This window comes from Pseudomonas sp. So3.2b, from assembly GCF_019464415.1.
In the GTDB taxonomy this organism is placed as follows: domain Bacteria; phylum Pseudomonadota; class Gammaproteobacteria; order Pseudomonadales; family Pseudomonadaceae; genus Aquipseudomonas; species Aquipseudomonas shahriarae.
The window spans coordinates 2,914,374-2,940,615 of record NZ_CP080494.1; the positions used below are offsets into that span (position 1 = coordinate 2,914,374).

Sequence of the window (26,242 nt, forward strand, 5' to 3'; positions counted from 1 at the left end):
GCCGTACATGAAACTCAGCCTGGGACCGGTGCTGTTTTACTGGGATAAGCAACAACTGGGGCAGTTCTACTCCGAGATGGCCAGCCGGGCGCTGGATGTGATCTACCTGGGGGAAACCGTGTGCTCCAAACGCCGCGCGTTCAACCTCGATCAATGGTTGGGCCTGGGCCGCGAATTGCGCTCGGCGGGTAACGCGCAAATCGTGCTGTCGAGCCTGACTCTGATCGAGGCCGCGTCGGAGCTGTCGAGCCTGCGTCGCCTATGTGACAACGGCGAGGTGTTGGTGGAAGCCAATGACATGGGCGCCGTGCAACTGCTCGCCGAACGCAAGCTGCCCTTTGTCGGCGGCCCGGCGCTGAATCTGTATAACGGCCACGCTCTCGTGCAATTGCTGGATGCGGGGATGATGCGCTGGGTGCCGCCGGTGGAATGTTCGGCCGCACTGATTGGCGATGTGCTGGAGCAGGTGCGTGAACTGGGCCGGCCGTTGCCTGAAGTCGAAGTGTTCGCCTATGGGCATCTGCCCCTGGCCTATTCGGCGCGCTGCTTTACGGCGCGGGCGGAAAACCGGCCCAAGGATGACTGCCAGTTCTGCTGCCTCAACTACCCGGATGGCATGGCCTTGACCAGCCAGGAAGGGCAGGCGCTGTTTACGTTAAATGGCATCCAGACCATGTCGGCGGATGTCACCAACCTGTTGGCCGACTATCCCGGGCTGGTCAGTTGCGGCGCCGACCTGCTGCGCCTGAGCCCACGGGCCCAGGGCATGGTGGGCATCGTCGAAGCCTTTGACCGGGTCCGCCAGGGGGCCACGCCGCCGTTGTTTGTCGAAGGTTGCAATGGCTACTGGCACGGCCAGGCGGGGATGTTGCGGGTCGAGGAGGTGGGACTGTGCTGAATCGCAAACAATGGCTGCTCAAGGGCGCCGACCGCTTACTGCCGCTGATGCGCAAGGTGCCCTTTGTGGTGCAGCGCCTGGCGTTGCAACAGGCGCTGAATCGCTGCCTGGCCGAACCTTTGCGCGATGGCGGTTTTGAACTGCTGCGTGGGCGCTGGATGTGCCTGCGCATTCCCGACCTGGGCTTGCGCTGGTACCTGACCCTGGGCCGGGACGGACTGCGCATTGCCGAAAAGGCCGAGGCGCAGGTGACCATCAGCGGCAACTGGCGCGAGTTCCTGTTATTGGCCAGCCGTCAGGAAGATCCGGACACCTTGTTCTTTCGTCGGCGGTTGGTGATCGAAGGGGATACGGAGTTGGGGCTGGGCCTGAAGAACCTGATCGACAGCCTCGACCCGGATGTGCTGCCGCCCTGGTTGTGGCGCAATCTGGAGCGGGCCGGTAAAGGCTTGGCGGCGTGAGATAGCGCTGGCGCAGATCCCCTGTGGGAGCGGGCTTGCTCGCGAAAGCGGTGGGTCAGTCAACATCAATGTTGGCTGGGCCGACGTCTTCGCGGCGATGCGGCGATCCGACAAGCCCGCTCCCACATTTGATCTTCACTGCTTTGAGCATTGCGTTCGCTTAACTGACCGGCTTTAGGGCAAGCCCACTCCCACATTGGGAACATGCCGGGTTCAAAAAAGCTGGGCTATTGCTCCATGGCCTGCAGGATCGCATGGGCCGCTTTCACCCGCTCGGCATTGGGGTAGTTCTTGTTCGCCAGGATCACTACGCCGATGCCTCTGCTCGGCACATAAGCGATATAGGCGCCAAAGCCACCGGTCGAGCCGGTTTTGTTTACCAGGGTGTTGGCGCGCAGCGGCTGGGCGGGTTTCAGCCAGGTGACCGGGTGCGGCTCCGTGGCCATGAGCGTCGAATTACCGGCGAGCAGTTCGTCAACACTCAGCGGGTAAGGGTACATCTCCCATCCCAGGCCCTGGGTGGTGTTGCCCACGGTGTAATAGCCGGTATGGGTGGCGGCGATGGCCTGTTGCAACGGTTGTTCCAACGGCGTCGGGTCCATGTTCAGCGCCATGTAGCGGGCCAGGTCCGCCGGGCTGGTCTTCACCCCGTAGGCTTCGCTGTCCAGCGCCCCCGGGCTGACACGCAACGGCTTGCCGGCCTTGTCGTAGCCCTGGGCATACAGACCCATTTGCGCCTTGGGCACTGTGAGATAGGTGTGCTGGAGGCCGAGCTTGGGCAACAGGGTCTTTTCCATGGCCACATCGAACGGTTGCTGAAGGCTCTGCGCCGCCAGGTAGCCGAACAGGCCCAGGCTGGGGTTGGAGTACTGGCGGTGGGTGCCAGGGGGAAAAGTGGCTTTCCAGTGCTGGAAGTAGCCGATCATTTGCTGTGCATTGTCCGCCTTGCTGGGGAACTGCAACGGCAGCCCGCCAGCGGTGTAGGTGCCCAGGTTGAGCACGCTGATGTGATCGAACAGGCTGCCGCGCAAGGCTGGCAGGTAGTGGCTGGCCGGCTCCGCGAGCTGCAGCTTGCCAGTGGCCTGGGCATAGCCGGCCAGGGTAGCGGTGAAGGTCTTGCTCACCGAGCCGATCTCGAACAGGGTGTTCTCGCTGACGGGTTGCTGGTTGTCTTTGGCGGCAATACCGTAGTTAAAGTATCGGGCCTTGCCATCTTGCACGATGGCGACCGCCAGGCCGGGAATTGCCTGCTGCTGCATCAGCGGCTTGACGGTGGCGTCTACCACCTGACGCAGGTCGGCAGCGGCCATGCAGTTGCCGGCACCGAGCAATAGGCTGAGAATCGTGACGTTGCGCACATGTTGGTACATGATGTGGTCGCTTCCTTGAGGAGGGTCGGGTTAATCACTGCCTGCGCAGGCGCCGCCAAGATAGGCAGTTTGCCGGCCCCGGACAACCGATGATATCTCGCCCCAGTCATTAGAAAAATTTGGCCTTAGACCATGCTGCGTTCCCATTTACCCCTTAATGCATTGCGTGCTTTCGAAGCCTCCGCCCGGCATTTGAGCTTTACCCGGGCGGCCATCGAGCTGTGCGTGACCCAGGCGGCGGTCAGCCATCAGGTCAAGAGCCTGGAGGTACAACTCAACGTCATCCTGTTCAAGCGCCTGCCCCGTGGCCTGATGCTCACCCGCGAGGGCGAGACGCTGCTGCCGGTGCTGCGCGAGTCCTTTGACCGTATCGCCCAGACCCTCGGCCAGTTCCAGGCCGGGCATTACCGTGAGGTGCTCACGGTGGGGGCGGTGGGCACGTTTGCGGTGGGCTGGCTGCTACCGCGCCTGGCGGATTTCCAGGCGCGCTGCCCGTTTATCGATCTGCGGTTGTCGACCCATAACAACCGCGTGGACGTGGCGGCCGAGGGCCTGGATTACGCGATCCGCTTCGGCGCTGGCGCCTGGCATGGCACCCATGCCTGTGAGTTGCTGGAGGCGCCGCTGACGGTGTTGTGCGTGCCGGCGATTGCCCGCCAGTTGCAAGGCCCGGACGATGTGTTGAAGCACACATTGCTGCGCTCTTACCGGGCGGATGAATGGAACCTCTGGTTCCAGGCCGCAGGCTTGCCCGCCGACACCCTGGTGCCGCGCAGTATCGTGTTCGATTCGTCCCTGGCGATGATGGAAGCGGCGTTGCAGGGCAGTGGCGTGGCGCTGGCGCCGGCGATGATGTTCTCGCGGCAATTGGCCCAGGACGTGATCCGCCAGCCCTTCGATGTAGGCATCAGCACCGGCAGCTACTGGCTGACGCGCCTGCAGTCACGCGCCGAAACCCCGGCGATGCTGGCATTCAAGCAATGGCTGTTGGAGCAGGTGAAGGGCCTGTAGGCGCCTGGCTTGCTGGTGTCGGTGGCTTCTCGGACGCCATCGCAGGCAAGCCAGCTCCCACATTTGAATTGTGATGCGGCGCAAATGTGTGTCCGGCAAAAGTCCCCTGTGGGAGCGGGCTTGCCCGCGATGGCGATGGTTCAGGCGCTATTTTTGGTGGCTGGTATACCGCCATCGCAGGCAAGCCAGCTCCCACATTTGAATTGTGATGCGGCGCAAATGTGTGCCCGGCAAAGATCCCTTGTGGGAGCGGGCTTGCCCGCGATGGCGTCCGAGAAACCACCGCCGCAATTACACGAGGTATTTACGGAACCAGCCCAAGGTACGCTCCCAGGCCAGGTTCGCCGCAGCATCGTCGTAGCGCGGGGTCGAGTCGTTGTGGAAACCGTGGTTGGCACCTTTGTAGATATACGCTTCATAGGTCGTGCCAGCGGCCTTCAACGCCGCCTCATAGGCCGGCCAGCCTTCGTTGATCCGCGTGTCCAACTCGCCGAAATGCAACATGATCGGTGCCTTGATCTTCGGTACATCCTTGGCCTCGGGTTGGCGTCCATAGAACGACACCGCCGCGCCCAGTTCCGGGTAGGCCACGGCCGCCGCATTGGTCACGCCTCCGCCATAGCAGAAGCCGGTGATGCCCACCTTGCCGGTGCTGGCGTCATGGTTCATCAGCCACTCAATGGCGGCAAAGAAGTCATTCATCAGCTTGGTCGGATCGACGGTCTGTTGCAGTGCCACGCCTTTTTCATCATTGCCGGGATAGCCGCCCACCGAGGTCAGGCCATCGGGTGCCAGGGCGATAAACCCGGCCTTGCCCAGGCGCCGCGCGACATCTTCGATATAGGGGTTGAGCCCACGGTTTTCGTGGACCACCACCACCGCCGGGAGCTTGCCGCTGGCCTTTGCCGGACGCACCAGGTAACCACGCACCTGGCCGTTGCCCTTGGGCGAAGGGTAGGTGACGTACTCGGCAACGATGTCCGGGTCGGTGAACTTCACCTGTTCGGCCAGGGCGTAGTTGGGGCTCAGGGAGGCCAGCAGCGCCGAGGCGGTCAGGCCGCCAAAGGTGAACAGGGCCGCGCGGTCGAGAAACTCGCGACGGTTGATCTTGCCGTGGGCATAGCCGTCGTAGAGTTCCAGCAGTTCGGGGGCAAAGTCTTTGGCGGTCAGGCGCGTCATCGTCAGGTTCCTTTTTTCGGCACGTGGCGTTGAATGTAGACCATTCTCAGGCGGGCCGGCCATGGGCCGACGCCGCCAGCTGCCCGGTATCGACGCGTACGAAGATCGAGTCGCCAATCGCCGTCAGCACATCGCCTGCGTACACCTCACAGATCACGCGGCTCTTGCGCCCGACCTCGCCCTCGACCCTGGCGCGCAGGGTCAGTGGCACGCCCATGGGGGTGGGCTTGATAAATTTGATGCCCAGGTTGCCGGTCACGCAGTTGATACGCGGCGCCTCCCCAGGTTCGCGCTGCTCGGCACGGTAGTGATAGGCCATGGCGGTCCAGTTGGAATGGCAATCCACCAGCATTGCAATCAGGCCACCGTAGACCAGGTCGGGCCAGCCGCAATACTGGGCGGCGGGCAGGTGCTCGGCGACGATATGCACGCCGTCTTCATCCCAGCGGCTTTTGATCTGCAGCCCGTGGGCATTGCGTGGGCCGCAGCCGTAACAGACGCCGTCCGGCGCGGTGGTGTCTTGCAGGGAAGGGCTGTGCATCGTGGATCCTTATTGTTTTTGGCCAATCCATGAGCCTAATGGCGCAGCCCCCTAACGCGCAAACTTCTTCGCCCCGGCCACACAGGCAATCACCGCGCCAGTCACCGCCAGCATGCCCAGGCTCACCTGTTCATGCAGCAGGCCGGCCGCCAGCGCCAGGCCGAAAAAAGGTTGCAGCAACTGCAACTGACCGACCGCCGCGATACCGCCCTGGGCCAAGCCGCGATACCAGAATACAAAGCCGATCAACATGCTGAACAGCGCCACATAACCCAGGCTCAGCCACGCCGGCAGGCTGATCCCGCTGAAGGAGGCGGGGGCCAGGAGCAAGGTCAGGGGCGCCACCACCGGCAGCGACACCACCAGCGCCCAGCAGATCACCTGCCAGCCGCCGAGGGTGCGTGACAGCGTGGCCCCTTCGGCATAACCCAGCCCGCACACCAGCACCGCCAACAGCATCAGCAGGTCGCCGGCGGGGGCGGCGCTCAGGCCCTGGGTCAGGGCATAGCCCATCACCAGCAGGCTGCCGAGGATCGAAAACAGCCAGAATACCGGGCGCGGTCGCTCGCCGCCGCGCAGTACGCCAAACACTGCGGTGGCCAGGGGCAGCAGGCCGATGAATACGATGGAATGGGCCGACGTCACGTACTGCAAGGCCAGTGCGGTCAGCAGCGGAAAACCGATCACCACACCGAGGGCAACAATCAGCAACGGCCGCCACTGGTGGCGCGCGGGGCGTTGTTCCCGGAACAGCCACAACAGGCACAGGCCCAGCACGGCGGCGATGCTCGCCCGGGCCACGGTGAGAAATACCGGCTCGAACTCCAGCACCGCCACGCGGGTGGCGGGCAGCGAACCGCTGAAAATCAGCACGCCAATCAAGCCATTGATCCAACCGCTGCGACTGTGCGCGGGGGTGATAATCCGAGAGGTCTGTTCCATGCAGGGTGTGCTCGTAGGGGGCGGGGTTGTGTTTGGCGCATCCTAGGGCTGAAGATTGGGACAATCAAAAAATTGTCATGGATACATCACCTATGCCCCGTGCCCGTTACAAGTCGTTGGTGGATGCCTTTGCCCGGGATATTCGCGCTGGAACCCTGGTGCCCGGCACCCGCCTGCCCACCCACCGCCAACTGGCGGCCAGCCATGGCCTGGCTCTGGTCACGGCCAGCCGGGTGTATAGCGAGCTGGAGGCCATGGGCCTGGTCAGCGGCGAGACCGGGCGCGGCACCTTTGTGCGGGAAATTGCCCTGGCGCCCGGGCAGGGCATTGGTCAGATGGCGGTGGCGGCGGGCATGCTCGATTTGAACTTCAACTACCCGTCCTTGCCGGGCCAGGCCGACCTGCTGCGCACCGCCTTGCGCCAGTTGGCGTTGTCCGGCGACCTCGAAGCACTGCTGCGTTACCAGCCCCATGCCGGGCGCCCCCACGAGCGGGCGGCCATGGCGCGGCATCTGCTGCACCGTGGTCTGAGCGTGGCGGCCGAGCAGGTGCTGGTGGTCGGCGGGGCCCAGCATGGCTTGGCGGTGAGCATGATGGCATTGCTCAAGCCGGGCGATGTGGTGGCGGTGGATGCGTTGACCTATTCCGGTTTCAAGGTGCTGGCCGAGGCCCTGCACCTGGAGATCGTCGCCATCGCGGTTACGCCGCACGGGCCGGATCTGGCCGCGCTGCGCCAGGTCTGTCGCCGGCGCCCGGTGCGCGCGGTGTACTGCATGCCGACCCTGCACAACCCCTGGGCTGGGTACTGGGGCTCGAGCAGCGTGAGGAACTGGTACGCATCGCCCGCGAACATGGGCTGATCCTCATCGAAGACGCCGCCTATGCCTTCCTCGCCGAACACGCGCCGCCACCGCTGGCGCAGCTGGCGCCGGAACGCACCGTGTATGTGGGCGGGCTGTCGAAGAGCGTCGCCACCGGCCTGCGTGTGGGCTTCGTCGCAGCGCCCCTGGAATGGGTGCCGGCGCTGGAGCGCACGCTCATGGCCACGGTGTGGAATGCCCCCGGGGTGATGACGGCCATCGCGGTAGGCTGGATCGAGGACGGCACGGTCGTACAGCTGGAGGCGCAAAAACGCCAGGACGCCCGGGCCCGCCAGGCGCTGGCGACCGAGGTGCTGGCCGGGCTGGCGTACATCAGCCATCCCGCCTCGTACTTTCTCTGGTTGCCTCTGGGGGAGGAGGTGCGCGCGGACCAGGTCACCATGGCCCTGGCGCGGGAGGGGATTTCAGTGTCCACTGCCGAGCCGTTTTCGGTGTCGGGGCAGGTGCCCCATGCGATCCGGCTGGCGCTGGGCTCGGTGGATAAGGGGGCGTTGCGCGCGGCATTGCTCAAGGTGCGGCGGGTGGTCGAATGACCATCCGCCGAGTGAGGGCTCAGCCGTCGATCCAGGAATGCTCAGCACCCACCTTGATGTTGAATTTGTGAAACAGCGGGAGGTAGTGTTCCTTCATTTCCTTGATCCTCACACCCAGCAGGTTGGATGGAACAATGCCCTTGCTCACGTAAAACTCGCGTAGACCGTCTTCGATATTGACGCTCGGTCCGGATGAAACAACTTTGTTGCCGACGACTTTTGATTCTTTGGCAATGCCGTCAAACCCTAGGTCGTACATGTCGGGCCGTTTCGCTTTAAGTATGTCATTGAACAGGTTGGGCCCTACCGTCTCAAAGATCTTGCGCTCATAGGCATTGAACTCGGGGGTGAATTGGACCTGTCCATTGGGGCCCCTGGAAACCGTGGGTCGATTGGCGGCGAAGTACGACTTGTTGGCGGAAAAGCGTCGGTTCATTTCTGTGATCATGTCCGTCAGCACGGGATTGCCCGGCTGCGTAGCAAAGTTACTGGTGTTATAGAACGGGTTGTAGCCGGTCAGGCTATGGGCAACAGGCTTGTTAAGAAGAACGTCATTGGCGCCGGCTTTTAAAACTACATTGCCGATATCGGCTTGAATCACATCATCGGTATCAAGATAGATGCCGCCGTATTTATTCATGATCGGATAGCGTGCGACGTCCGATGCGGCGGCCAGGTTTTTCCCCTGGCCTTGGCGAAAGTAGTCGTACATTTCGCCATTTTTCAACTGTTTGAAAACCTCGTCCTCATTGAGATTCACCACCGTCAGGTCGGGAGCCTTGCTCTGCAGCTTGCTTTTTATCTGTTGGAAAATGGCTGGGTTGTCGGCATCTACGTGGAGAACAGATTGGTAGCCTGGGGCTTTCTTGGCATTGTTGGCCATGTTTTCCACCAGGTTGGTGGGGATGTCCTGGCCTGCCCAGAAATAATGCAGTTGTTTGGGTAATGGCCTCGCATCTCTCGGGACATGTATGGAGATCGGCGGGCTGACATCCACGAACTGGAATCTATGGGCGTCGATTTTCTTGGCTTTGCCGAGTTGTTGTAGGGTTCCCCGCTGCCACTTGCCTTTGCCGGTTCTCCAGAAATACTGGTCAGTAACCCCTTCAACACCGGTAGAGGTATTCGTTGCCTTCCAGGCACCGAGTGAACTATTGAACGTGACGCTATGTTCCACGCCCATGTAATTGAGCGTGTAGGGGGAGGGTGGGCGCCCGGTTGTTTTGACATCGTCTATCGGCACGACATAAGTATGTTCGTCGAGCCGCCACGGCGTGGGCGGGCTCCCGGCACCGCCCAGCAGACGGTTACCCCTGGACACGGGTTCCCAGCCAGCAACGCCCAGATCCTTGACGGGGATATCGGGGCTTGCGCCTCCCGCGCGCACGATCACGCGCTGGCCATCTTTCACGCGTGACTCATACAGCGCTCCGTCAACCTTTACATACTCTTTATTGCTGCCCCCGACATACACATTGCCCTGTCGGCCCTTGATCTTTAGTTCTGACAGGGCGATATGTTTGACTTCATACCCGGATAAATCGGCATTCAGGGATTTCACCTCTCCATTGGCCGCTACCCGGTGCGGCTTGAACTCCTTTATCGGGGGGCCAAAGGCTCGCTTCTTGAGTGGGTCGTATTGATGCCAATTGCCTTGAAACATGACGACGTTACCTTCGGTCGTCTCCTGGCCAACCTTGAACGTGCCGGTTGCTGCCAGGCCGTGCCGCTGGCTGGCGATCTGGGTTGTGTCGCCGCCGAGAGCAATCGGGTTGTCGGGGGTAACCACAAAGTTGTCCAGGGCTTTGCCGTACGCCCGCTGGGTGTGCGGGTCAAAGGCATACCATTTTTGGCTCGCCTCATCGAACTTGGCCAAGGCTTTGTTTTCAAGTGCGCTATTGGCTGCCTTGTAGGTGCCTTCGGCGATATCAGGTTTTTTCGCCAACTCCAGCAGGTTCACGCTGCGGTAGGAGCCACGCAAGGATTTGACCCCCTTGTAGGCGGTACGCCCCAGCTTCGCTACCGAGCGCGCCAGGTCATCAAGCCCCCCGACGGGATTCAGTGCGCCAACCGCCGCGCGCCCGATGATCTTGCCGGCACGCCCCAGTTTTGAAAGGGCCGATGCTCCGGCTGCGAGGGCTTTGGCACCTTTGGCTGCGGTGCCCAGGCCAATTGCAAAACCGAAGATATCAAACGCCAGGTCGGTAATGCCCTCGCCAACGTTGCCGTCTATAAAGTTCTTTATGGCTGAGCGAAATGGAATGAGGTTCAGGGCGATTTCTTCAAGCGCCTTATAGAACGGTAGTTCAGTGTCAAAGGTGGTGGCGCCCTTGGCGTAGCGTTCTACAGCAGGCAGGTCCATGGCCTCGATCACTGCGTCAGCAATGTAGCGGGTCCGGGCACTGTTGAAGCTGTTGGGCGCGCCTTGTGCCCCCTTGTTTTCATCGGTTATGCCAGGCGGGTGCGGGCCCGCCGGTTTTACTGCATCGAATCTCTTGCCGCCTGATGCGTGTAAAAAGCCGCTGGTGGGGGCGTACTCCTGGTAACTCTGGTTCGGTCGCCTGGTCACCGTGCCTTTCAATCGGTCAATGGCATAGGTCATGACCTTACCGTTGCGCTCGGTCTTGACCAGCAGCACACCCGGTTCAACGAGAATGGGGTGATCGGCCCGGGTGTAGCGAACCTCCTTGCTGATGGATATTTTGCCAAACTCGAGGTTCTCCCGGTCTTGCGGCGGCAGTTTTGAAATAAGCAGCTTGATCTGGGTGGCCGTGGCTTTCTTGACCGTATTGGCGTAGCCCGCAAATGTCTCGTTGAAGGCCTCCACCGGGCGCGCCAGGTTTTTAAGCTTTGGTATGACAGCACTGATGTTGATCGCCTCAGATGAGGAAACCCATGCCGCAGGTTTGCCATCAGGCTCGAGGGTGATCGCCCCAAACGTCAGGTCTTTTACAAAAGCACGGCCATGCTCCCCCCAATTGTCGGCCGAGTCGGGAGCCCCGCTGAGCGCGCGACCATCGATATACAGGTCGAGGATCGAGTAGGGGCCCGGGAAATAACGGCTGGAGGGTTGCGAGGTAATGCACTTCTTGTCGAACAGTGCCGGGTCCATGTCCGGCAGGGCTTTCTTCAGTTGCTCGAGGGCAATTGCCTTGGTGGTAGGCATTTGCGCAAGTTGGGTTTCGGAGGCCTCTTTCAGCTCGCGAATCTGCGCACTGAACTCCTCGCGCACGGTATTTATGGCCGTGGGTGTTGCCGGGTAACCCATGCCGTTGGCTGCTCCCCAGTCTTTGATCGCCTCGCTCTGCGCCGTGTACTCAATACGACGTTCTTCGTCAGTGATGGGGGCGGTTGCGGCGTCGAGCATGATTTGCGCGTAGCTCATCGTCGCCGTGCTGCCTGGCGCTTTTGCTTCGAGGCGCGCGGTTGCCGTGACCAGGCTGACCCAGCTATGGGTGCCCGGCGTCACCTGATTCGGAATGCCCTTGACCAGGAACTCCGGTGCCCGGCTGGCCAGCAAAAGATGGGCCTTGACTGCCGCGCTCTCAGGGGACGAAGCGCTGCCTTGGGCGAGCAAGTGCGCGGCGAGTTCCTTGATGATCGCCGAGGCGGGCTTGCCCGTATTGTTCTCCGAGACCAGCCGATAGCCCTCGATCTGTCCGGGTGACGGGTTATGCAGGTGCTTGCCGCTCTCGATGTTCAAGGCCGCCAACAGCCAGTCCGTGGCACTGCCTTTGACGCCGCGCGCCTCGAAAGTGGCCTGGATGGCGCTACCCAGTGCCTTGCCCCGGGGCGAATGGAGCAAGGTATCGATCAACTGCCGTGGGTGTTTTTGTTCCTCGGCCGAGATTTGCCTACCGTTCAGCAAATAATCCAGCACATGGTTAAACGGACTCAGCGTGGTATCGCCGAACTTGCCGGCGCGTAGGTCCGAGTGCAGTTGTTCCTGGCTGGCGCGGTCAAGGGGTTCGGGCCAGGCCAGCGCTCCACCCAGGTTGCCATTGGCCGGTGCCTTGGGGGCTGGCGTAGCGAGGGCGGTTGCAAGGTTTGCCAACTGCTCGTGAGTGGTGGGCACGTCCCAGCCATGGTCTTCGATGAATTGCAGGAGGCTGACCTTGTTCGATTGCTCGGTGTGGTTGGCCTGGTAGGTGCTGTTGGGGGACAGCTCGATCATGCTTTTGTGCAGTTGGTTCCTGATCTGCCCGGCATAGTCGATGTCGTGCTCGACCGACGTTGCCAGGTGACGAAGCTCGGCGATGGCCTGGTGCCGGTGGTCAATGTCGCCCAGATGCGCTTCCTGGTTTTGCAGTTCATCTTCGCTGCGCGACTTGATCAAGGGGGCCGAGGTGGCTGGATCGAGCGGTGTGAAGCCTTGGTTCTGGTCGATTTGCGCAGCACGCTGGCGCATTGAGGGGGCGGTGAGGTCCAGCCGCTCATTGTAAAAGCGCCCGACCAACCAGTAGGGAACGGGCTCGATAAGGTCGCTTGCCGGCGGCGAGAAGGCCGTATCGCTGTCGCCCGCAGCGATGACTTGGCCGGCCTTGAGCACGGGCCCGCTGATGGCGGCCCAGCGGGCGTCGTCTTGCCCGACGGTGTGTCGCTTCTGCTCGGGATCAAGGTGCTGCTGGAGCTTGAAGGAGATTTTGCCGGATTGCGGATGCAGTTCGATCGAGCGGGGATTGATGCCTTTGTCTTGCATCCATTGACGGATGTCGGGCGATTTGAAGGCATTTGACAGCTGCGCCCACCACTGGCCGAACGTGGACTCGGGAGCAAGGGTGTTGATCGTGACGTTTCTCTGGCCATTGGCGGCCAGCAACAGCGCCGAGTGGTACTCCATCGCCAGCTCGCGATCACCTGCGATACGCGGGTTTTCGTTGGGGCCTTCGGGGTCGGGGGCTTCACGTTTTTGCCGGGAGGGCGGCGGTACGGGGAGGATGTTGGAGGCAAGAATTGGCTGACGTTGCGGGTTCACGTGCTTGGGAATACTGAGCATAAGGGCGACTGCCTGAAGGTTTGGAAATGGGTCCGGGGTTAAACAGCGACCGTGGCATTAGCCTTGTGTAGCGGTTTAACGCCGGATGATTCCCTTGCGTCTGCAGTTGTTGATTTACCTCTTATTTCCATCAGCTACGGATCAGAAATCCCAGCGGGTAGTCAGCATCACGGTTCTTGCCTTCGGAGGGCTCCAGCAGTTGGTTGTTGCGGTCGCCTTCGGCTGTTGGCGCGCCCGGTCAATCGCTTTGAGCACCTGTGCCGCCTACAGAATCTGCTCGGGCGAGGGGCACCTTGGTCTCAGCGCAGCCCCTTTCAACGTCTTTAATAGAAGGACTCGAAGAAAGATGGCTTCACGTCGTTAATGCGCGGATTTCATGTGGTTAATTTTGGGTATCAGTCATTTTTTGTTGGTTTTATTGACTGATCGGCGCTGGTAGAGCGCGATATGGCCGTGGGAAAGCGGTCTGGGTCATGCTTGGTAGGTGTTGAAAAGTAACCATACTTAAGATTTATGTGTATTTAGGTAGCGCTTTTGCGCGTATTGACCGAATCCACAGTAACGTCTTTTTGACAGAGTCCGCTCTGTGCGCACCGATCCGGTCAGCCTTTTCCACGTTGTGTTTAAAGCTCGGATCCCCATAAACATTAGGCGCTGGCATGGCTGTGACTGCTTGTCCTGGCGCAGAGCCCTTGGGCACTGCGAGAAACGCCATGGCCAATCGGTCATTCCAACCCCGGTTCGGTCAGTGGCATATGCCCTGCACCCCTTCAAGGCATTCCATGCGTTCACTTCACCCATAGGCTTGATCATGACGAAACCCTTCCCGAATCAGAGCGGTATCTACGACGTCATCGTTGTGGGCGGTGGCGTGGTGGGATGCGCGATGGTTCGGCGCTTTACCCTGGAGGGGGCGCGGGTGCTGTTGCTGGAAAAGAGCCCGGATATCCTGTCTGGGGCGAGCAAAGGCAATAGCGCGATCTTGCACACCGGCTTCGATGCGCCCACCGGCAGCCTGGAGCTGCAGTGCATGAAGGATGGCTACCAGGAATACCTGGAGATCCACCAGCAGATGTCGCTGCCGCTGCTCAAGAGCGGCGCGATGGTGGTGGCCTGGAACGAGGACGACCTGGGCAAGCTGCAAGGCATCGTCGAGCAGGCACACGCCAATGGCATTGCCGATGTCAGCCTGATCGGCCGCGAGCGGCTGCGCAGCCTGGAACCGAACCTGGCGCTCAATGCCCTGGGCGCGGTCGAGGTGCCTGGCGAATTCCTTATCGACCCGTGGTCGGCGCCCTTGGGGTACCTGCTCCAGGCGATGATGCATGGTGCGCAGGTGCGTCTCAACACCGAGGTCAACGGCGGCTATTTTGATGGCGATCTCTGGGCCCTGGAGACCACCAACGGGTTTATCCGCGGCCGTACGATCATCAACTGCGCCGGGTTGTTCGGCGATGTGCTGGAGCAACAGTTGCTGGGCGCATCGAGCTTTTCCATTCACCCGCGCAAAGGCCAGTTCGTGGTGTTCGACAAGGCGGCCGCGCGCTATCTGGGCAATATCATCCTGCCGGTGCCCAATGAGCGCACCAAGGGCATCGTCCTGACGCGCACGGTCTACGGCAACCTGTTGGTGGGGCCTACCGCCGAAGAACAGGAAGACCGCCTGCACGCGGGGCTCGACAGCGAGGTATTGCGCCAACTGGTGGACGCTGCCGTCGAGCGCATTCCCGCGCTCGATGGCATGCCGGTCACTGCCACCTATGCTGCGTTGCGCCCGGCCACGGAAAAGAAAGAGTATCGGGTGCAGCGGGTCGAAGGTAAGAACTGGATCAGCGTCGGCGGCATCCGTTCCACCGGCCTGACGGCGGCGCTGGGCATCGCCCGGCACGTGTTCAGCCTATATCAGCGCGAGCACACGCCAGTCCCCGCGTCCATCCTGCAATGGCCGACGCTGCCTAACCTCGCCGAACATTTGCCACGCGACTACCACCGGCCGGGCTACGGCGAAATCGTCTGCCACTGTGAAATGGTGACCCTGCGGGAAATCCAGAATGCCTTGGCCAGCGCGCTGCCGCCCGGTGACCTGGGCGGGTTGAAGCGGCGCACGCGGGCCTGCATGGGGCGCTGCCAGGGTTTTTATTGTGGGGCGCGGGTGGCCGAGCTGAGCGCTGGCCATCTGGCCATTCCCCTTGCAACAGGTGTTTGTCATGCAGCCCATTGAAGTCGAAAACATTGATGTCGCGATTATCGGTGGCGGGCCGTCGGGACTGTCGGCGGCGATCACCCTGCGCAAGCTGGGTGTGGGCACGGTGGTGGTGCTCGAGCGTGAGCCCGAGGCTGGCGGTATTCCGCGCCATTGCGGGCATCCACCCTTTGGTCTGCGTGAATATGGCCGGGTCTACACGGGGCCGGCGTATGCGCGCAAAAATGTCACGCAGGCGGTGAAGGCGGGCGTGGATATCCGCGTCAAGCACTCGGTGACGCAGATGGGCCAGGGCGGACGCCTGGAGGTGGTCAGCCCGCAGGGCGCCAAGGTGATCCAGGCGCGTCGGGTGCTGATCGCCACCGGGGCCCGGGAAACGCCGCGCTCGGCGCGCCTGGTGGGTGGCGACCGCCCGCTGGGGGTGATCAATACCGGTGCGTTCCAATCCTATCTGTACCTGGAGCACCTCAAGCCCTTTGAACGCCCATTGATCGTCGGTACCGAGCTGGTCAGCCTGTCGGCGGTCATGAGTTGCCGGCGTGCCGGGATCCGGCCGGTGGCCATGATCGAGGTCAACCCACGGGCCACGGCGCGCTGGCCGTTGTCGCTGTTCCCCGGCTGTGCGGGGTGCCGATGCATTTTGGCGCGCAACTCCTGCAAATCCACGGCACCGGGCGGGTCGAGGGCGCGACGGTGCGCCTGGCCAACGGGCAGACCCAGACGTTTGACTGTGACGGCGTGCTGCTCACCGGCCAGTTCACCCCCGAATCGAGCCTGGTGCGTTTGAGCGAGTTGCGCCTGGACCCCAACAGCGGCGGCCCGCATATTGATCAGTACGGGCGCTGTTCCGACCCGGCGTACTTTGCCGCCGGTAACCTGCTGCGCCCCGTCGAGACGGCAGGTTGGTCGTTTCGCGAAGGCCATAAGATCGCTACGATGATCGCCCGTGACCTGCAGGGGCAATTACCGTCTGCTGCGTCGAGTATCGAAATTGCCTGCAGGGGCGACTTGAAACTCTGCGTACCGCAGCGCCTGAGCCCGTCTGCCGTGGCGGGGCTGCAGCACCTGCAGCTGCGGGTTCGTCGTGGGGTGAAAGGGCGCCTGGTGGTTCGCGCCGACGGTAAGGAGATCTGGTCGCGCGCCGACAGTTCGCTGCCCGAGCGGCGGATCTTGATACCCATCGCCAGCCTGAACCTGCCCCAGGGCGTACAGCAACTCGAAGTCGACTTTGTCGGCCCATAACAAGACCTGCCGAGGAGTCTTTAACATGCGCATTGCCGCGCTCGATCAAGGTACCACCAGCACCCGTGTGCTGGTGGTGAGTGACAATGGGTCTGCTGATATCCAGCTCTCGTTGCGCCATCAGCAACACCATCCCCATCCTGGTTGGGTGGAGCATGATCCACTGGAATTGCTCAATAACCTGCAGCGTTGCCTGGAGGCCACCGGCCAGGTGGACGCCATCGGCCTTGCCAACCAGGGCGAGAGTTGCCTGGCGTGGGATGCCCAGACCGGCGAGCCGTTATCCCCGGTGATCGTCTGGCAGGACAATCGCACCTCGGCCGAGATCGCCCAGTTGCGCGGCGACGGTGGCGAGGCCCTGACCCTGGAGCGCGCCGGTTTGCCGCTCGACCCGTATTTTTCGGCGAGCAAGCTGGCCTGGATCGTGCGCAACCTGCCGGCCGCGCAGAGCGCATTGCGCGCCGGGCGGCTGCGCCTGGGCACCACCGATGCGTACTTTCTCGACCGTCTGACCGGGGTCTTTGCCACCGATGTCACCACCGCTTCGCGCACCTCGCTGATGAACCTGGCGACCGGGCAGTGGGACAGCCAGCTCTGCGAGCTGTTTGGCGTGCCGATGGAAACCCTGCCGCAGATCCGCGACACCGTTGGGCACTTTGGCGAGATTGGTGCCACCCCGGTCACCGCGTCGATTGTCGACCAGCAGGCCTCGCTCTATGGCCATGGTTGCCGCAATGAAGGCGACGCCAAGATCACCTACGGTACCGGCGCGTTTGCCCTGACCTTGACCGGCGAGCAGATCATCCGCGCGCCGGAAAAGGGCCTGCTGGCAACCATTGCCTGGCAGATCGACGGCAAGCCCACCTATGCCATGGACGGTGGTGTCTACGATGCCAGCGCGGCGGTGGAGTGGGCCGGGCGGCTCGGCTTGTTCACGGATTTTTCGGAGCTGGCGGCGTTTGACGAGCCTCCGGCCATTGGCCGCCAACTGGCGTTTGTGCCGGCGCTGTCCGGGCTGGCTTGCCCCCATTGGGACCGCAGCGCGACCGCCCTATGGGTCGGTATGAACGGCAGCACCACACGCCAGGATATGTGCCAGGCGGTGCTGGAGGGCGTGGCGTTACGCAGTGTTGAAGTGATCACGGCCATGGACGGGTTTCTCAGCGTCACCGATCACCTGTCGATTGATGGCGGCCTGGCGCGCAGCCCGTACTTTGCGCAGTTCCTCGCCGATGCCTTGCAGCGTTGCATCGTCACTCAGCGTTTCGATGAGTTGACCGCGTTCGGCTGTGCCGCGCTGGCGGCCAAAGGGCTTGGCGTGGCGCTCAAGCCGCCGCGCAATACCAGCACCAGCTTCCACCCGAAAGTCAGTGCCGCCCAGGCCCAGCAGTGGCGTGCCACGTTCAGTGACGCGGTGACGCGGTGCCGCGACTGGCGTTAACCAGTCACCACTCCGGGCGGGTCAGGGCAGGGGCTTGCAGCACTTCAACCTGGGCTTCTGCCAGGGCCTTGGCCAGTTCGCCCAGGGGCGCGCGGTCGATGATCAGTCGGTCGATGCGCTCCAGGGGGAACACCTGGAACAGCGCACGCTTGCCCATCTTCGAAGAGTCGGCAATCACCGTGAGGTAGCGTGTGCGGGCGATCATCGCGCGGGTGATTTCCGCCTCTTCGATGGAGAAATCGAAGGCGCCGTCGGTGTTCAGGGCGCCAATGGTGACCACGGCATGTTCGGCGTTGAAACGGGCGATCTGCTCCATGGCCAGGGCGCCGATATTCTGTTCCGATTCGGGGCGGTATTCGCCGCCGATCATGAACACGCGATTGCCGCTGGCGCCAATGGCGGCGGCGATCAACAAGGAGTTGGTGATCACTGTGATGCGGTTGAGTTTTGCCAGTTCACGGGCGAAGAACAGGGTAGTGGTGCCAGTATCAATCAGTAGACTGTCGCCCGGCGCGTAGAGCCCGGCGGCGAAGCGCGCCACTGCGCGTTTCTCGTGGGAGAACTCATTCATTCGGGTCTGGAAAGCGTTCTCGTGCTCTCCGCTGGGGGGCAGTGAGGCACCGCCATGGAACTTGGTGACCTGGCCGTCTTCGGCCAGGGCCGTGAGGTCGCGGCGTATGGTTTCTTGCGAAGTGCCGAGGGTGCGCGCCAACTCGTCGACCGAAATGCGTTCACGTTGGCGTAGTAACTCAAGGATATGTTGGCGTCTTTCATTGGGGCGCATGGGTAATCATCCTCTTGATGCTACGTGAATGCGCCACAGGGGCGCGGCGCTGTTACCGAGGCACTCAAATGATGCCGCAGTCGCTAGCGCTGGGGCGTTTGAGCGCCAGCGGCAGGGAGGTGAACGTGGTATTGGCGTTTGTCGTTCACGGCCGTAAAGTCCGCTGCCTTGAAAGGTGTGACCAGAGATTACGCAATACAATTGACCGATTCCAGTGTGTTTAACCCGCAAAACCACATAAAACACACGATTGGCATGGGAAGTGGTTAGTAATAGGGTGTGAAAACACCGCAAATGGAGCTGTAAACGCGTTTGGCCAATGGAGCGACCGAACTGGGGCGTACTCCTACAAAAATAATTGATTCAGTACAGATGGAGCGAAAGCAATGGCGGAATTTGGCAACTACGTTATTTACCTGATCATGATCGGCGCGGTGGTTGGCGCGTTTGCATCCGTGATCAAGCCGGACAGCGGCCTGGGCAAGGAGTTTGTCAACGGCATCCACTCCATCGGCCCGGTGTTCCTGGCGCAGGCGGGCATCATGGTGGCGATCCCGTACTTGTCCAAATTCATCGAGGTCGCCCTGGGGCCGTACTTTGGTGCGATGGGGTCTGATGTGTCGATTGCGGCGCTGTCGATCATTGCCGTGGACATGGGCGGCTACCAGTTGGCCGATGCCCTGGCGGCGAACCGCGACATGTGGATCACCGCCATGATCGTCGGCTACACCTCCGGCGCGACCATTGTCTACCTGATCCCGGTCGGCCTGATGATGCTCGAACGCAAGGACCACAAGTACCTGGCGCTGGGGGCCATGGCGGGCTTGATCAGCATCCCGTTCGCGGTGCTTGCGTCGCTGATGATGATCACCGCCTTCAACCTGCCGGTGCGGGACATTGTGTCCACCACGTCGCCGGCGTTGCATTACCTGAGCCTGGGTTTTGTCGACTGCGTGCGCTTGCTCGCGCCATTGTTTGTGTTCTGCTTCCTGCTGGCTGCCGGCCTGCGCTACCGGGCGGCGTGGATGGTGGCCGGGTTCCTGGTGTTCGGTAAGTTGATGGACGCTTTTATCAAGATCGTCCTGGCGTTGGCCATCGTTGAGCACTTCACCGGGTTCTTCATGAAGAATTTCGGTGTGTGGGGCTTTGACCCGATGTTCGCCGACGAGAAGGAGTTGTTCCGTGCCATCGAGATTGCTGGCTATATCGGCATCATGCTCGCCGGTACGTTCCCGATCTGCTACCTGTTCAACCGCTACTGCAAGAAACCCATGGAAGTGCTGGGCAAGCACATCGGGCTGTCGGCCGATGGTGCGGCGGCGTTTGTCATGGTGTTTGCCAACATCATCGCGGTTTACCACCTGTTCAAGAAAATGAATGCCCGGGATAAGGTCCTGTGTGTGGCGCTGGGTGTCTGTGCCCAGGCCACCATTGGCGATCACCTTGCCTTTACCGCGAACTTCCAGCCGACGCTGATCATGCCGATCCTGCTCGCCAAGCTGTTTGGCGGCCTGCTCGCCGTGGCGATCGCGATCAAGATCTCGGTGCCCGCCGCCCAGCGTTATGAAGCGCAGGAACGCGAGCGCGAAGAGGCCGATGCTCCCGGTGTGCCCGCTGCCCAGGCGGTCTGACGCCCACTGTTCAACCATCGCAAGGGTGCGAGCCCTTGCATTGCCCTGAGGTAACAATGAGAAAGATCTTTCTGGCCTGCCCCTACAGCCATGCCGATGCGTCCGTCACCCACGAGCGCTTTATCCAGTGCAACAAGGTGGCGGCCACGATTATCGAGGCGGGTCATGGGGTGTTCAGTCAGGTGTCGATGTCGCACCCGATCAACCTGGCGTTCGAAGGCAAGGACAACGCAACCATCGGCAAGCTGTGGGCGCCGGTGGATGCGTTGTTCATGGACATGATGGAAGAATTGATCATCCTCGATCTGCCGGGCTGGGACTTGAGTTCGGGGATCAAGCGTGAGATTGAATTCTTCAAGAATCGCGGGCAGAAGGTCAGCCTGTGGTCGCAGGTTTCTGGCGAGTTCAGCTAACAACGCAGATCCCCTTGTGGGAGCGGGCTTGCCCGCGATAGCAGTGTGTCAGGTTAAAACTACTTGACTGACACACCGCCATCGGGGGCAAGCCCGCTCCCACAAAAGCCCTCCCACTTCGGGTTGTGTGCATGGCGCACGCCACATGCCACGTTGTATGGTCTTGCAAAACCCTGCAACGGAGCCCCCCCATGTACAAGGACTATCCCGCCGCCTACCAAGTCAGCAAAGGTGCTGCCTTGCAGGTCGACCAGGCATTTTATGATCGCGTGCGCGAGGCCGAGCGCACCCTGGTCGAGCAGTTTGAAGTGCCGATCCGCACCGGCCGCGCCTGGAAAGTGCCGGCAGGTCACGTGTTCCGCGTGACCACCCCGGTCGGCCCGCAGGTTGGCGACTTCAATGTGTGGAATGCCAATGATCCGCGCGAGCGCATGTGGGCGGCCCGCACCCGCCAGTTGCAAGGCGCCCACGTCAGCACCTATGACCGCTTGTGGTCGAACCTGCCGTTCCTGCGGCCGATGGTCACCATCACCGATGACAGCCTGGCCGGCTACGGCATCGACGAGCACGGCGGGCGCCTGCACGACCTGTTGGGCACGCGCTGCGACCCATACGTGAACAAGATGCTCACCGGCGAGGACTTCCACCACCATTGCCACTCCAACCTGACCCGCGCCATCTTGCCCCACGGCCTGACCGAGTTCGATGTGCACGATGTGTTGAACATCTTCCAGTGCACCGGCCTGAACCACGACGACATGTACTTCATGAAGGCATGCCCGGCCAAACAGGGCGATTATCTGGAGTTTTTTGCCGAGATCGACTTGCTGTGCGCACTGTCCACTTGCCCGGGCGGCGACCTGTCGCTGCCGATGTGGGGCCCGGATGCCCAGGATCCGCTGACCGTGTGCCGCCCGCTGGGCGTGGAGATCTATCGGCTCGACGCGGCCCTGCTGCACGGCTGGGAATCGCCTGCGCGCGCGGCGTACAACGGCAACCATGGTTTGCTGATTCCCAAGGCAGCGTGGGAAAAATAATGGAGCCGGGAAGGGCGGCGGTAGTGCTTTATGTGGCGGAAATTGCGTGCCCAGCCGCCCCCCCCCTGTGGGAGCGGGCTTGCCCGCGATGGCGTTGGTTCAGGCGCTACTTCTGGTATCTGACACACCGCCATCGCAGCCAAGCCAGCTCCCACAGTTGATGTGTGGTGTGTGTAAGGTTAGAGATCCCCTATGGGAGCAGTCGAGGCTGTACAAGCATCAGGTCCAGACACTAAAATGAGAAATATTATCATTCGCTGCTCATTGGACCTGACATGTACGACGACAGTCTCGTCTCGCCCGTCGAACAACTCTATACCCGTCATCACCCCTGGTTGCGCAGCTGGTTGCAGCGGCGCCTGGGGCACTGCGCCGATGCCGAAGACTTGGCCCACGACACGTTTATCCGGGTGTTGCGCACGCAGCAGGATGTGCGGGAGTTGCGCCAGCCCATGGCGTTTCTGGCGGCGATTGCCAATGGCTTGCTGATCAACCGCTGGCGCCGCCAGGCGATTGAGCGGGCTTACCTGGAAGCACTCGCCGCCCGCCCGGAAGGTGAGGAGCCATCGCCCGAGACCCGCTACCTGATGATCGAAACCCTGCTGCAGCTCGACTCGCTGCTGGTGGGCCTGTCGATGCAGGTGCGCAAGATCTTCTTCCTGTCCCAGCTCGATGGCCTGACGTACCCGCAGATCGCCACGCAGTTGAGCTTGAGCGTGGCCCAGGTGCAACGGGCGATGGGCAAGGCTTTCAGCGTGTGCTACGCGAGCCGTTTTGAATGACTGGTAAGCCGGTTGCACCGAAAGTCCGCGAGACGGCCATCGACTGGATCGTCCGCGTGCAGTCCGGAATGATGAGCCCGGCCGAGCAGCAGGCGTTGCAGCATTGGCGCCAGGCAAACGCCGAGCACGAATACGCCTGGCAACGCGTCGCCAGTCTGCCGCTGATGCTCCAGCCCGGGGCCAACCTGTTGGCCGATGTCACCGCGCGGCGGGCATTGGAGGCGGCCGGGGCCGATCCGGCACGGCGCCGGCAGGTGCTCAAGTGCTTATTGGGCCTGGGCCTGCTCGGTGGCTTGTCCTGGCAGGGCGCGGAATCGACCCTGGTGCGCGCAGCCTTTGCCACGTACCGCACGGCCACCGGCGAGCGCCGCCGCTGGACCCTGGCCGATGGCAGCTCTCTGTGGTTGAACACTGCCAGCGCTGTCAGCCTGGACTTCAGCGCGCAGCTGCGTCGCGTGCAGTTGATCGAGGGCGAAGTGGCGCTGGATGCTCGGGTTGAATCGCGCCCGCTGCAACTGCTCACACCGGATGCGCTGCTGCGTAGCCAGGACGCCAATCTGCTGGTGCGCCATGATCAGCAGGGCACGTGGATTACCGTATTGCGCGGGCTGGTCGAGGTGAGTTCGCTGCGCCACTCGGCACCGGTATCAGTGGCGGCAGGTTGGCAGACCCAGGTCGATCGCCAGGGTGTGGGCACGCCACGGCAAACCGATGGGTTTCTGGCTCAGGCCTGGCTGCGCGGGATTTTGCCTGCCGAGCGCATGCGCCTGGATGTGCTGCTGGCCGAACTGTCCCGTTACCGGCCGGGCGTCTTGCGATGCAGCGAGCAGGTCGCGGCGTTGCGCGTGACTGGCAGCTTCCAGTTGGACGATACCGATGCGGCGTTGGCGTTGGTCGCCCATGCATTACCCGTGCGTATCGAGCGGCGGACCCGCTATTGGGTGACTGTGGTGCCGGTCTGAATATTTTTTTACGTTCCCCCCGTAGTTTTTCCAGACTCGCTTGGCCTCTAGGAATAACCCACCGAAACAGGTGGGCCTTCACCTCTAGGAGCCCTGCATGATTTCTCCCGCAAGTGTCTTGCGCACCCGCACATTGGGTCTGTTGTTACTCAGCCTGCAACCGCTGTACAGCACGGCGGTTTTCGCCCAGGCCGAGCGCCAGCCCTACAGCATCGAAGCTGGCCCGCTGGACCAGGCACTCTCGCGCTTCGGCGTGCAGGCGGGTATCAGCATGGCGGGCAGCTCGACGCTGACGGCGGGCAAGCGCAGCAACGGCCTGCACGGCGATTTCAGCACCGAAGCCGGCCTGGCAAAGTTATTGGCGGGCACGGGCTTGAGTTTTCAGCGCCAGGCCGATGGCAGCTTTGAGCTGCATCCGGCGACCAGTGCCGTGGTGCTGCCGTCGCAGAAAGTCACTGGCGATGACCTTGAGAAAAAAGCGGTGTACACCGAGCCACGTTCGTTGGTGTATATCTCCAACGAAGAAGTGCGCCGCTTTGGCGTGATCTCCGCCGGCGACCTGCTCAAGGGCCAGCCGGGGGTGCAGGTGGGTGACAGCCGTAATGGCGGTGGCCTGGATGTGAATATCCGCGGGATCCAGGGGCAAAGCCGGGTCGCGGTCACGGTTGACGGTTCGCAGCAGGCGCTGGATGTCTATCGCGGCTATGCGGGCACGCAACAGCGCAGCTACATCGACCCCGACCTGATCAGCGACGTGTCCATCGACAAAGGCCCCAGCCTGACCTCCAGCGCCATCGGCGGCACGGTGGCAATCCGCACCCTGGGTGTCGATGACATCCTGCGCGACGGCAAGAACGTGGGCCTGCGCTTGAAGGGCGATCTGTGGAACAACGGCGTCGAGCCGGCCTCGCGCAACAGCCATTCGACCACCGAGGACCTGTACTCCGAACCGCACCAGAACCGTGGCGGCCTGTTCGGTTCCGACTCGGAATCGGGCAGCGCGGCGTTTGCCTATACCCATGACCTGTTTGATGTGGTGGCCGCCTACGCCCATCGCAACCAGGGCAACTACTTCTCCGGCAAGCACGGCCAGGACCGCTACCGCACCTTTGACCGCTATGGCCAGGAAAACATGACGGTGGCCACTACCTACAACGCCGGCGAAGAGGTGCTCAACTCCTCGGCAGAGACCGAGTCGATCCTGCTCAAGACCACCCTGCGCCCGGCCGATGACCACACCTTCGACTTCGGCTACATCCGTTACGATGGGCGCATAGGCGAGATCATGCCCTCGGACATCTTCCGTTTCGGCACCGGCGGTATCTACCAGTACCCGCGCGGCAGCACCAAGATCGACACCTACACCGCCCGCTATCACTACCTGCCCACGGGCAATATGCTGGTGGACCTGACGACCAGCCTGTGGATGACCGATGCCAAGACCAGCCAGTTGACCTCGGTGCTGGCGCCCAAATCCCAGGCCTATCGTTCGGACCGCAACTGGACGCGCCAGGATGACCGACGCATCGGTGGTGAACTGGCCAATACCTCGCGTTTTGATACGCACTATGGCGATTTCAAGCTGGACCTGGGCGGCTCGTTCCAGCTCGAGGAACTGCAGCCGCAAAAGAGCGTGGTCACCACACAGAACGATATCAACGCCAACCGCAGCCTGCGTGACGGTTCGCGCAAGGAATTCAGCCTCAACGGCAAGCTGGAGTACAAACCGGTGGATGAGCTGACGGTGTGGGGCGGCGGGCGCTATACCTACTACCGCACCAAGGACCATGTACCGCACGCGACCGCCCAGCGCGAGGAGCGTGAGTTGCGCTACGTGAACGTGATCAAGCCGGGCAGCTACGGCAATATGCTGTGGTTCCCCGACGCCAACGGCCAATACACCGACGCCACCGACCCGCGCCTGAATAACGGGATTGTGTTCAGCGACACCAACAACCCGTTTGATGGCCCGCGCTACAACGACTATGGGGGCGTTGGCACACTCGTCTATCCGTCGCAGGTGGGCGAAGTGGTCACCGGCTACACCTATTCGGGCAAGCAGAGCGACAGCAAGGGCGCCTTTTCGCCGGCCATCGGCATCAACTACGAGATCGCTCCGGATACTTTCATCTATGCCTCGTACACCCAGGGCCTGCGCATGCCCTCGCTGTTCGAAACCAGCCAGGGCACCCTGCAGACCATGCCTGGCAAGGGCCTGAAACCGGAGCGTTCGAGCAACTGGGAAATCGGCGCGAGCACCCTGCAAAAAGGTCTGCTGGCGGACAACGACACGGCGGCGATCAAGCTGGCGTACTTCAATAACACCATCAAGAACTACGTGACCCGCTACTACGACCCAAGCCCTGGCCTGATGGGCCTGATGAACTTCAGCAATACCGACAGCTTCAAGACCAGCGGCCTGGAACTGCAATCGAAATACGATGCCGGTTGGGTCTTTGCCGACCTGTCCTCGACCTACTACCTGAAGACCGAAACCTGTGACTCGGCCTTCGCCGCGCGCCTGCGGGCCAGTTCCAACCCTTGGCGGAAGCTTGACGACACCCCCAACTGCACCGCGGGCAGCTTCATGGGCTCGTACACCAACACCCAGAACCCACCACGGGTCGCCGGTAACCTGACCTCGGGCCTGCGCTTCTTTGACCAGACCCTGACCGTGGGCGGGCGCCTGACTTACACCTCGGGCCCGACCGTCACCGCCGACAAATCCTGGCAGACCGGCGCCACCACGCCGCAGCTGGTTTATCGCGAAGTGGCGCTGGTGGACCTGTTCCTCGACTACAAATGGCAAGACCACACCCAGTTCAACGTGTCGCTGGACAACCTGACGAACCGTTACTACCTGGACCCGCTGGCCCAGAGCTTTATGCCGGCGCCGGGGCGCACGTTGCGCATGGGCGTGGTGACCAAGTTCTGA

Annotated in this window: 19 protein-coding genes and 1 pseudogene; 14 read left to right on the plus strand and 6 right to left on the minus strand. The window is 62.0% G+C overall.

The genetic code is table 11. The features are described 5' to 3' along the window. Positions 1–7 precede the first annotated feature (7 nt). Together K1X80_RS12980 and K1X80_RS12985 are read left to right on the plus strand one after the other, a co-directional pair. Complete coding sequence (locus tag K1X80_RS12980; RefSeq protein WP_120732840.1) at positions 8–898, plus strand: U32 family peptidase; 891 nt, start codon at positions 8–10, stop codon at positions 896–898. After that, complete coding sequence (locus K1X80_RS12985) at positions 892–1,359, plus strand: SCP2 domain-containing protein (RefSeq protein ID WP_057439724.1); 468 nt, start codon at positions 892–894, stop codon at positions 1,357–1,359. Before K1X80_RS12980 ends, K1X80_RS12985 begins: the two co-directional genes overlap by 7 nt. Positions 1,360–1,586: 227 nt before the next feature. On the opposite strand, the gene ampC is transcribed toward K1X80_RS12985, so the two are convergent. Next, positions 1,587–2,729, minus strand: coding sequence for a class C beta-lactamase (ampC, locus tag K1X80_RS12990; protein ID WP_169990238.1), 1,143 nt, complete (start codon positions 2,727–2,729; stop codon positions 1,587–1,589). Between the two features lie 132 nt (positions 2,730–2,861). On the opposite strand from ampC, the gene K1X80_RS12995 reads away from it, so the two are divergent. Beyond that, positions 2,862–3,740: a LysR family transcriptional regulator gene (locus tag K1X80_RS12995; protein ID WP_057439722.1), complete on the plus strand. Its 879-nt coding sequence runs from the start codon at positions 2,862–2,864 to the stop codon at positions 3,738–3,740. 291 nt (positions 3,741–4,031) lie between these two features. Here K1X80_RS12995 and yghX read toward each other — a convergent pair whose 3' ends face one another. Genes yghX through K1X80_RS13010 form a run of 3 tightly spaced genes read right to left on the minus strand, consistent with a single transcriptional unit; the run spans position 4,032 to position 6,402 of the window. Then, entirely contained in the window at positions 4,032–4,919 is an 888-nt protein-coding gene (yghX, locus tag K1X80_RS13000) for a YghX family hydrolase (RefSeq protein ID WP_220172935.1), read from the minus strand. Positions 4,920–4,965: 46 nt separating this feature from the next. Continuing rightward, on the minus strand, positions 4,966–5,460 hold the full coding sequence (locus K1X80_RS13005) for a PaaI family thioesterase (protein ID WP_220172936.1): 495 nt from the start codon (positions 5,458–5,460) through the stop codon (positions 4,966–4,968). A 51-nt stretch (positions 5,461–5,511) separates the two neighbouring features. After that, a complete protein-coding gene (locus tag K1X80_RS13010) occupies positions 5,512–6,402 on the minus strand; it encodes a DMT family transporter (protein WP_120732846.1) in 891 nt (296 codons plus the stop codon). Between the two features lie 92 nt (positions 6,403–6,494). Here K1X80_RS13010 and K1X80_RS13015 point away from each other — a divergent pair. Beyond that, positions 6,495–7,816 (plus strand): annotated as a pseudogene (locus K1X80_RS13015) (PLP-dependent aminotransferase family protein). 19 nt (positions 7,817–7,835) lie between these two features. On the opposite strand, the gene K1X80_RS13020 reads toward K1X80_RS13015, so the two are convergent. After that, entirely contained in the window at positions 7,836–12,812 is a 4,977-nt protein-coding gene (locus K1X80_RS13020; protein WP_198818318.1) for a glycosyltransferase family 32 protein, read from the minus strand. 811 nt (positions 12,813–13,623) lie between these two features. Between K1X80_RS13020 and K1X80_RS13025 the strand changes: the two genes are divergently transcribed. From K1X80_RS13025 to K1X80_RS13035, 4 genes are read left to right on the plus strand one after another with little or no spacing between them, the layout of a single operon-like run. Further along, positions 13,624–15,033 (plus strand): NAD(P)/FAD-dependent oxidoreductase, encoded by a 1,410-nt coding sequence (locus K1X80_RS13025; protein ID WP_186626243.1) that lies wholly within the window; start codon positions 13,624–13,626, stop codon positions 15,031–15,033. Beyond that, positions 15,020–15,802 (plus strand): NAD(P)/FAD-dependent oxidoreductase, encoded by a 783-nt coding sequence (locus K1X80_RS28175; RefSeq protein ID WP_258571559.1) that lies wholly within the window; start codon positions 15,020–15,022, stop codon positions 15,800–15,802. Before K1X80_RS13025 ends, K1X80_RS28175 begins: the two co-directional genes overlap by 14 nt. Further along, positions 15,754–16,257 carry a hypothetical protein gene (locus K1X80_RS28180; RefSeq protein WP_258571560.1) on the plus strand — a complete coding sequence of 168 codons (504 nt, stop codon included), beginning with the start codon at positions 15,754–15,756 and terminating at the stop codon, positions 16,255–16,257. The genes K1X80_RS28175 and K1X80_RS28180 overlap by 49 nt, the downstream gene beginning before the upstream one ends. Positions 16,258–16,282: 25 nt before the next feature. Continuing rightward, on the plus strand, positions 16,283–17,698 hold the full coding sequence (locus K1X80_RS13035; protein ID WP_057959576.1) for an FGGY family carbohydrate kinase: 1,416 nt from the start codon (positions 16,283–16,285) through the stop codon (positions 17,696–17,698). Between the two features lie 4 nt (positions 17,699–17,702). Here K1X80_RS13035 and K1X80_RS13040 read toward each other — a convergent pair whose 3' ends face one another. Beyond that, a complete protein-coding gene (locus K1X80_RS13040) occupies positions 17,703–18,482 on the minus strand; it encodes a DeoR/GlpR family DNA-binding transcription regulator (protein WP_057959577.1) in 780 nt (259 codons plus the stop codon). A 386-nt stretch (positions 18,483–18,868) separates the two neighbouring features. Between K1X80_RS13040 and eutH the strand changes: the two genes are divergently transcribed. The 6 genes from eutH to K1X80_RS13070 all read left to right on the plus strand — a co-directional run bounded on the left by eutH (position 18,869) and on the right by K1X80_RS13070 (position 26,242). Continuing rightward, positions 18,869–20,113 (plus strand): ethanolamine utilization protein EutH, encoded by a 1,245-nt coding sequence (gene eutH / locus K1X80_RS13045; RefSeq protein WP_057440016.1) that lies wholly within the window; start codon positions 18,869–18,871, stop codon positions 20,111–20,113. A gap of 56 nt (positions 20,114–20,169) precedes the next feature. Continuing rightward, on the plus strand, positions 20,170–20,526 hold the full coding sequence (locus K1X80_RS13050) for a DUF1937 family protein (RefSeq protein WP_120732854.1): 357 nt from the start codon (positions 20,170–20,172) through the stop codon (positions 20,524–20,526). A 191-nt stretch (positions 20,527–20,717) separates the two neighbouring features. Next, on the plus strand, positions 20,718–21,563 hold the full coding sequence (locus tag K1X80_RS13055; RefSeq protein WP_057959579.1) for a DUF1989 domain-containing protein: 846 nt from the start codon (positions 20,718–20,720) through the stop codon (positions 21,561–21,563). Positions 21,564–21,838: 275 nt separating this feature from the next. Next, positions 21,839–22,345 carry a sigma-70 family RNA polymerase sigma factor gene (locus tag K1X80_RS13060; protein WP_057959580.1) on the plus strand — a complete coding sequence of 169 codons (507 nt, stop codon included), beginning with the start codon at positions 21,839–21,841 and terminating at the stop codon, positions 22,343–22,345. After that, positions 22,342–23,307 carry a FecR domain-containing protein gene (locus K1X80_RS13065; RefSeq protein ID WP_057959581.1) on the plus strand — a complete coding sequence of 322 codons (966 nt, stop codon included), beginning with the start codon at positions 22,342–22,344 and terminating at the stop codon, positions 23,305–23,307. Before K1X80_RS13060 ends, K1X80_RS13065 begins: the two co-directional genes overlap by 4 nt. A 97-nt stretch (positions 23,308–23,404) precedes the next feature. Then, positions 23,405–26,242 carry a TonB-dependent receptor gene (locus K1X80_RS13070; RefSeq protein ID WP_186626206.1) on the plus strand — a complete coding sequence of 946 codons (2,838 nt, stop codon included), beginning with the start codon at positions 23,405–23,407 and terminating at the stop codon, positions 26,240–26,242.

Excerpts from the sequence above, each read along its gene's own strand:
- ampC (WP_169990238.1), bottom strand. The coding sequence starts at position 2,729 with ATGTACCAACATGTGCGCAACGTCACGATTCTCAGCCTATTGCTCGGT.
- K1X80_RS13070 (WP_186626206.1), top strand. The coding sequence starts at position 23,405 with ATGATTTCTCCCGCAAGTGTCTTGCGCACCCGCACATTGGGTCTGTTG.
- K1X80_RS13050 (WP_120732854.1), top strand. The coding sequence starts at position 20,170 with ATGAGAAAGATCTTTCTGGCCTGCCCCTACAGCCATGCCGATGCGTCC.
- K1X80_RS13060 (WP_057959580.1), top strand. The coding sequence starts at position 21,839 with ATGTACGACGACAGTCTCGTCTCGCCCGTCGAACAACTCTATACCCGT.
- K1X80_RS13055 (WP_057959579.1), top strand. The coding sequence starts at position 20,718 with ATGTACAAGGACTATCCCGCCGCCTACCAAGTCAGCAAAGGTGCTGCC.
- K1X80_RS13035 (WP_057959576.1), top strand. The coding sequence starts at position 16,283 with ATGCGCATTGCCGCGCTCGATCAAGGTACCACCAGCACCCGTGTGCTG.
- K1X80_RS13005 (WP_220172936.1), bottom strand. The coding sequence starts at position 5,460 with ATGCACAGCCCTTCCCTGCAAGACACCACCGCGCCGGACGGCGTCTGT.
- yghX (WP_220172935.1), bottom strand. The coding sequence starts at position 4,919 with ATGACGCGCCTGACCGCCAAAGACTTTGCCCCCGAACTGCTGGAACTC.
- eutH (WP_057440016.1), top strand. The coding sequence starts at position 18,869 with ATGGCGGAATTTGGCAACTACGTTATTTACCTGATCATGATCGGCGCG.
- K1X80_RS12995 (WP_057439722.1), top strand. The coding sequence starts at position 2,862 with ATGCTGCGTTCCCATTTACCCCTTAATGCATTGCGTGCTTTCGAAGCC.
- K1X80_RS28175 (WP_258571559.1), top strand. The coding sequence starts at position 15,020 with ATGCAGCCCATTGAAGTCGAAAACATTGATGTCGCGATTATCGGTGGC.
- K1X80_RS13065 (WP_057959581.1), top strand. The coding sequence starts at position 22,342 with ATGACTGGTAAGCCGGTTGCACCGAAAGTCCGCGAGACGGCCATCGAC.
- K1X80_RS13020 (WP_198818318.1), bottom strand. The coding sequence starts at position 12,812 with ATGCTCAGTATTCCCAAGCACGTGAACCCGCAACGTCAGCCAATTCTT.
- K1X80_RS13025 (WP_186626243.1), top strand. The coding sequence starts at position 13,624 with ATGACGAAACCCTTCCCGAATCAGAGCGGTATCTACGACGTCATCGTT.
- K1X80_RS13040 (WP_057959577.1), bottom strand. The coding sequence starts at position 18,482 with ATGCGCCCCAATGAAAGACGCCAACATATCCTTGAGTTACTACGCCAA.
- K1X80_RS13010 (WP_120732846.1), bottom strand. The coding sequence starts at position 6,402 with ATGGAACAGACCTCTCGGATTATCACCCCCGCGCACAGTCGCAGCGGT.
- K1X80_RS12980 (WP_120732840.1), top strand. The coding sequence starts at position 8 with ATGAAACTCAGCCTGGGACCGGTGCTGTTTTACTGGGATAAGCAACAA.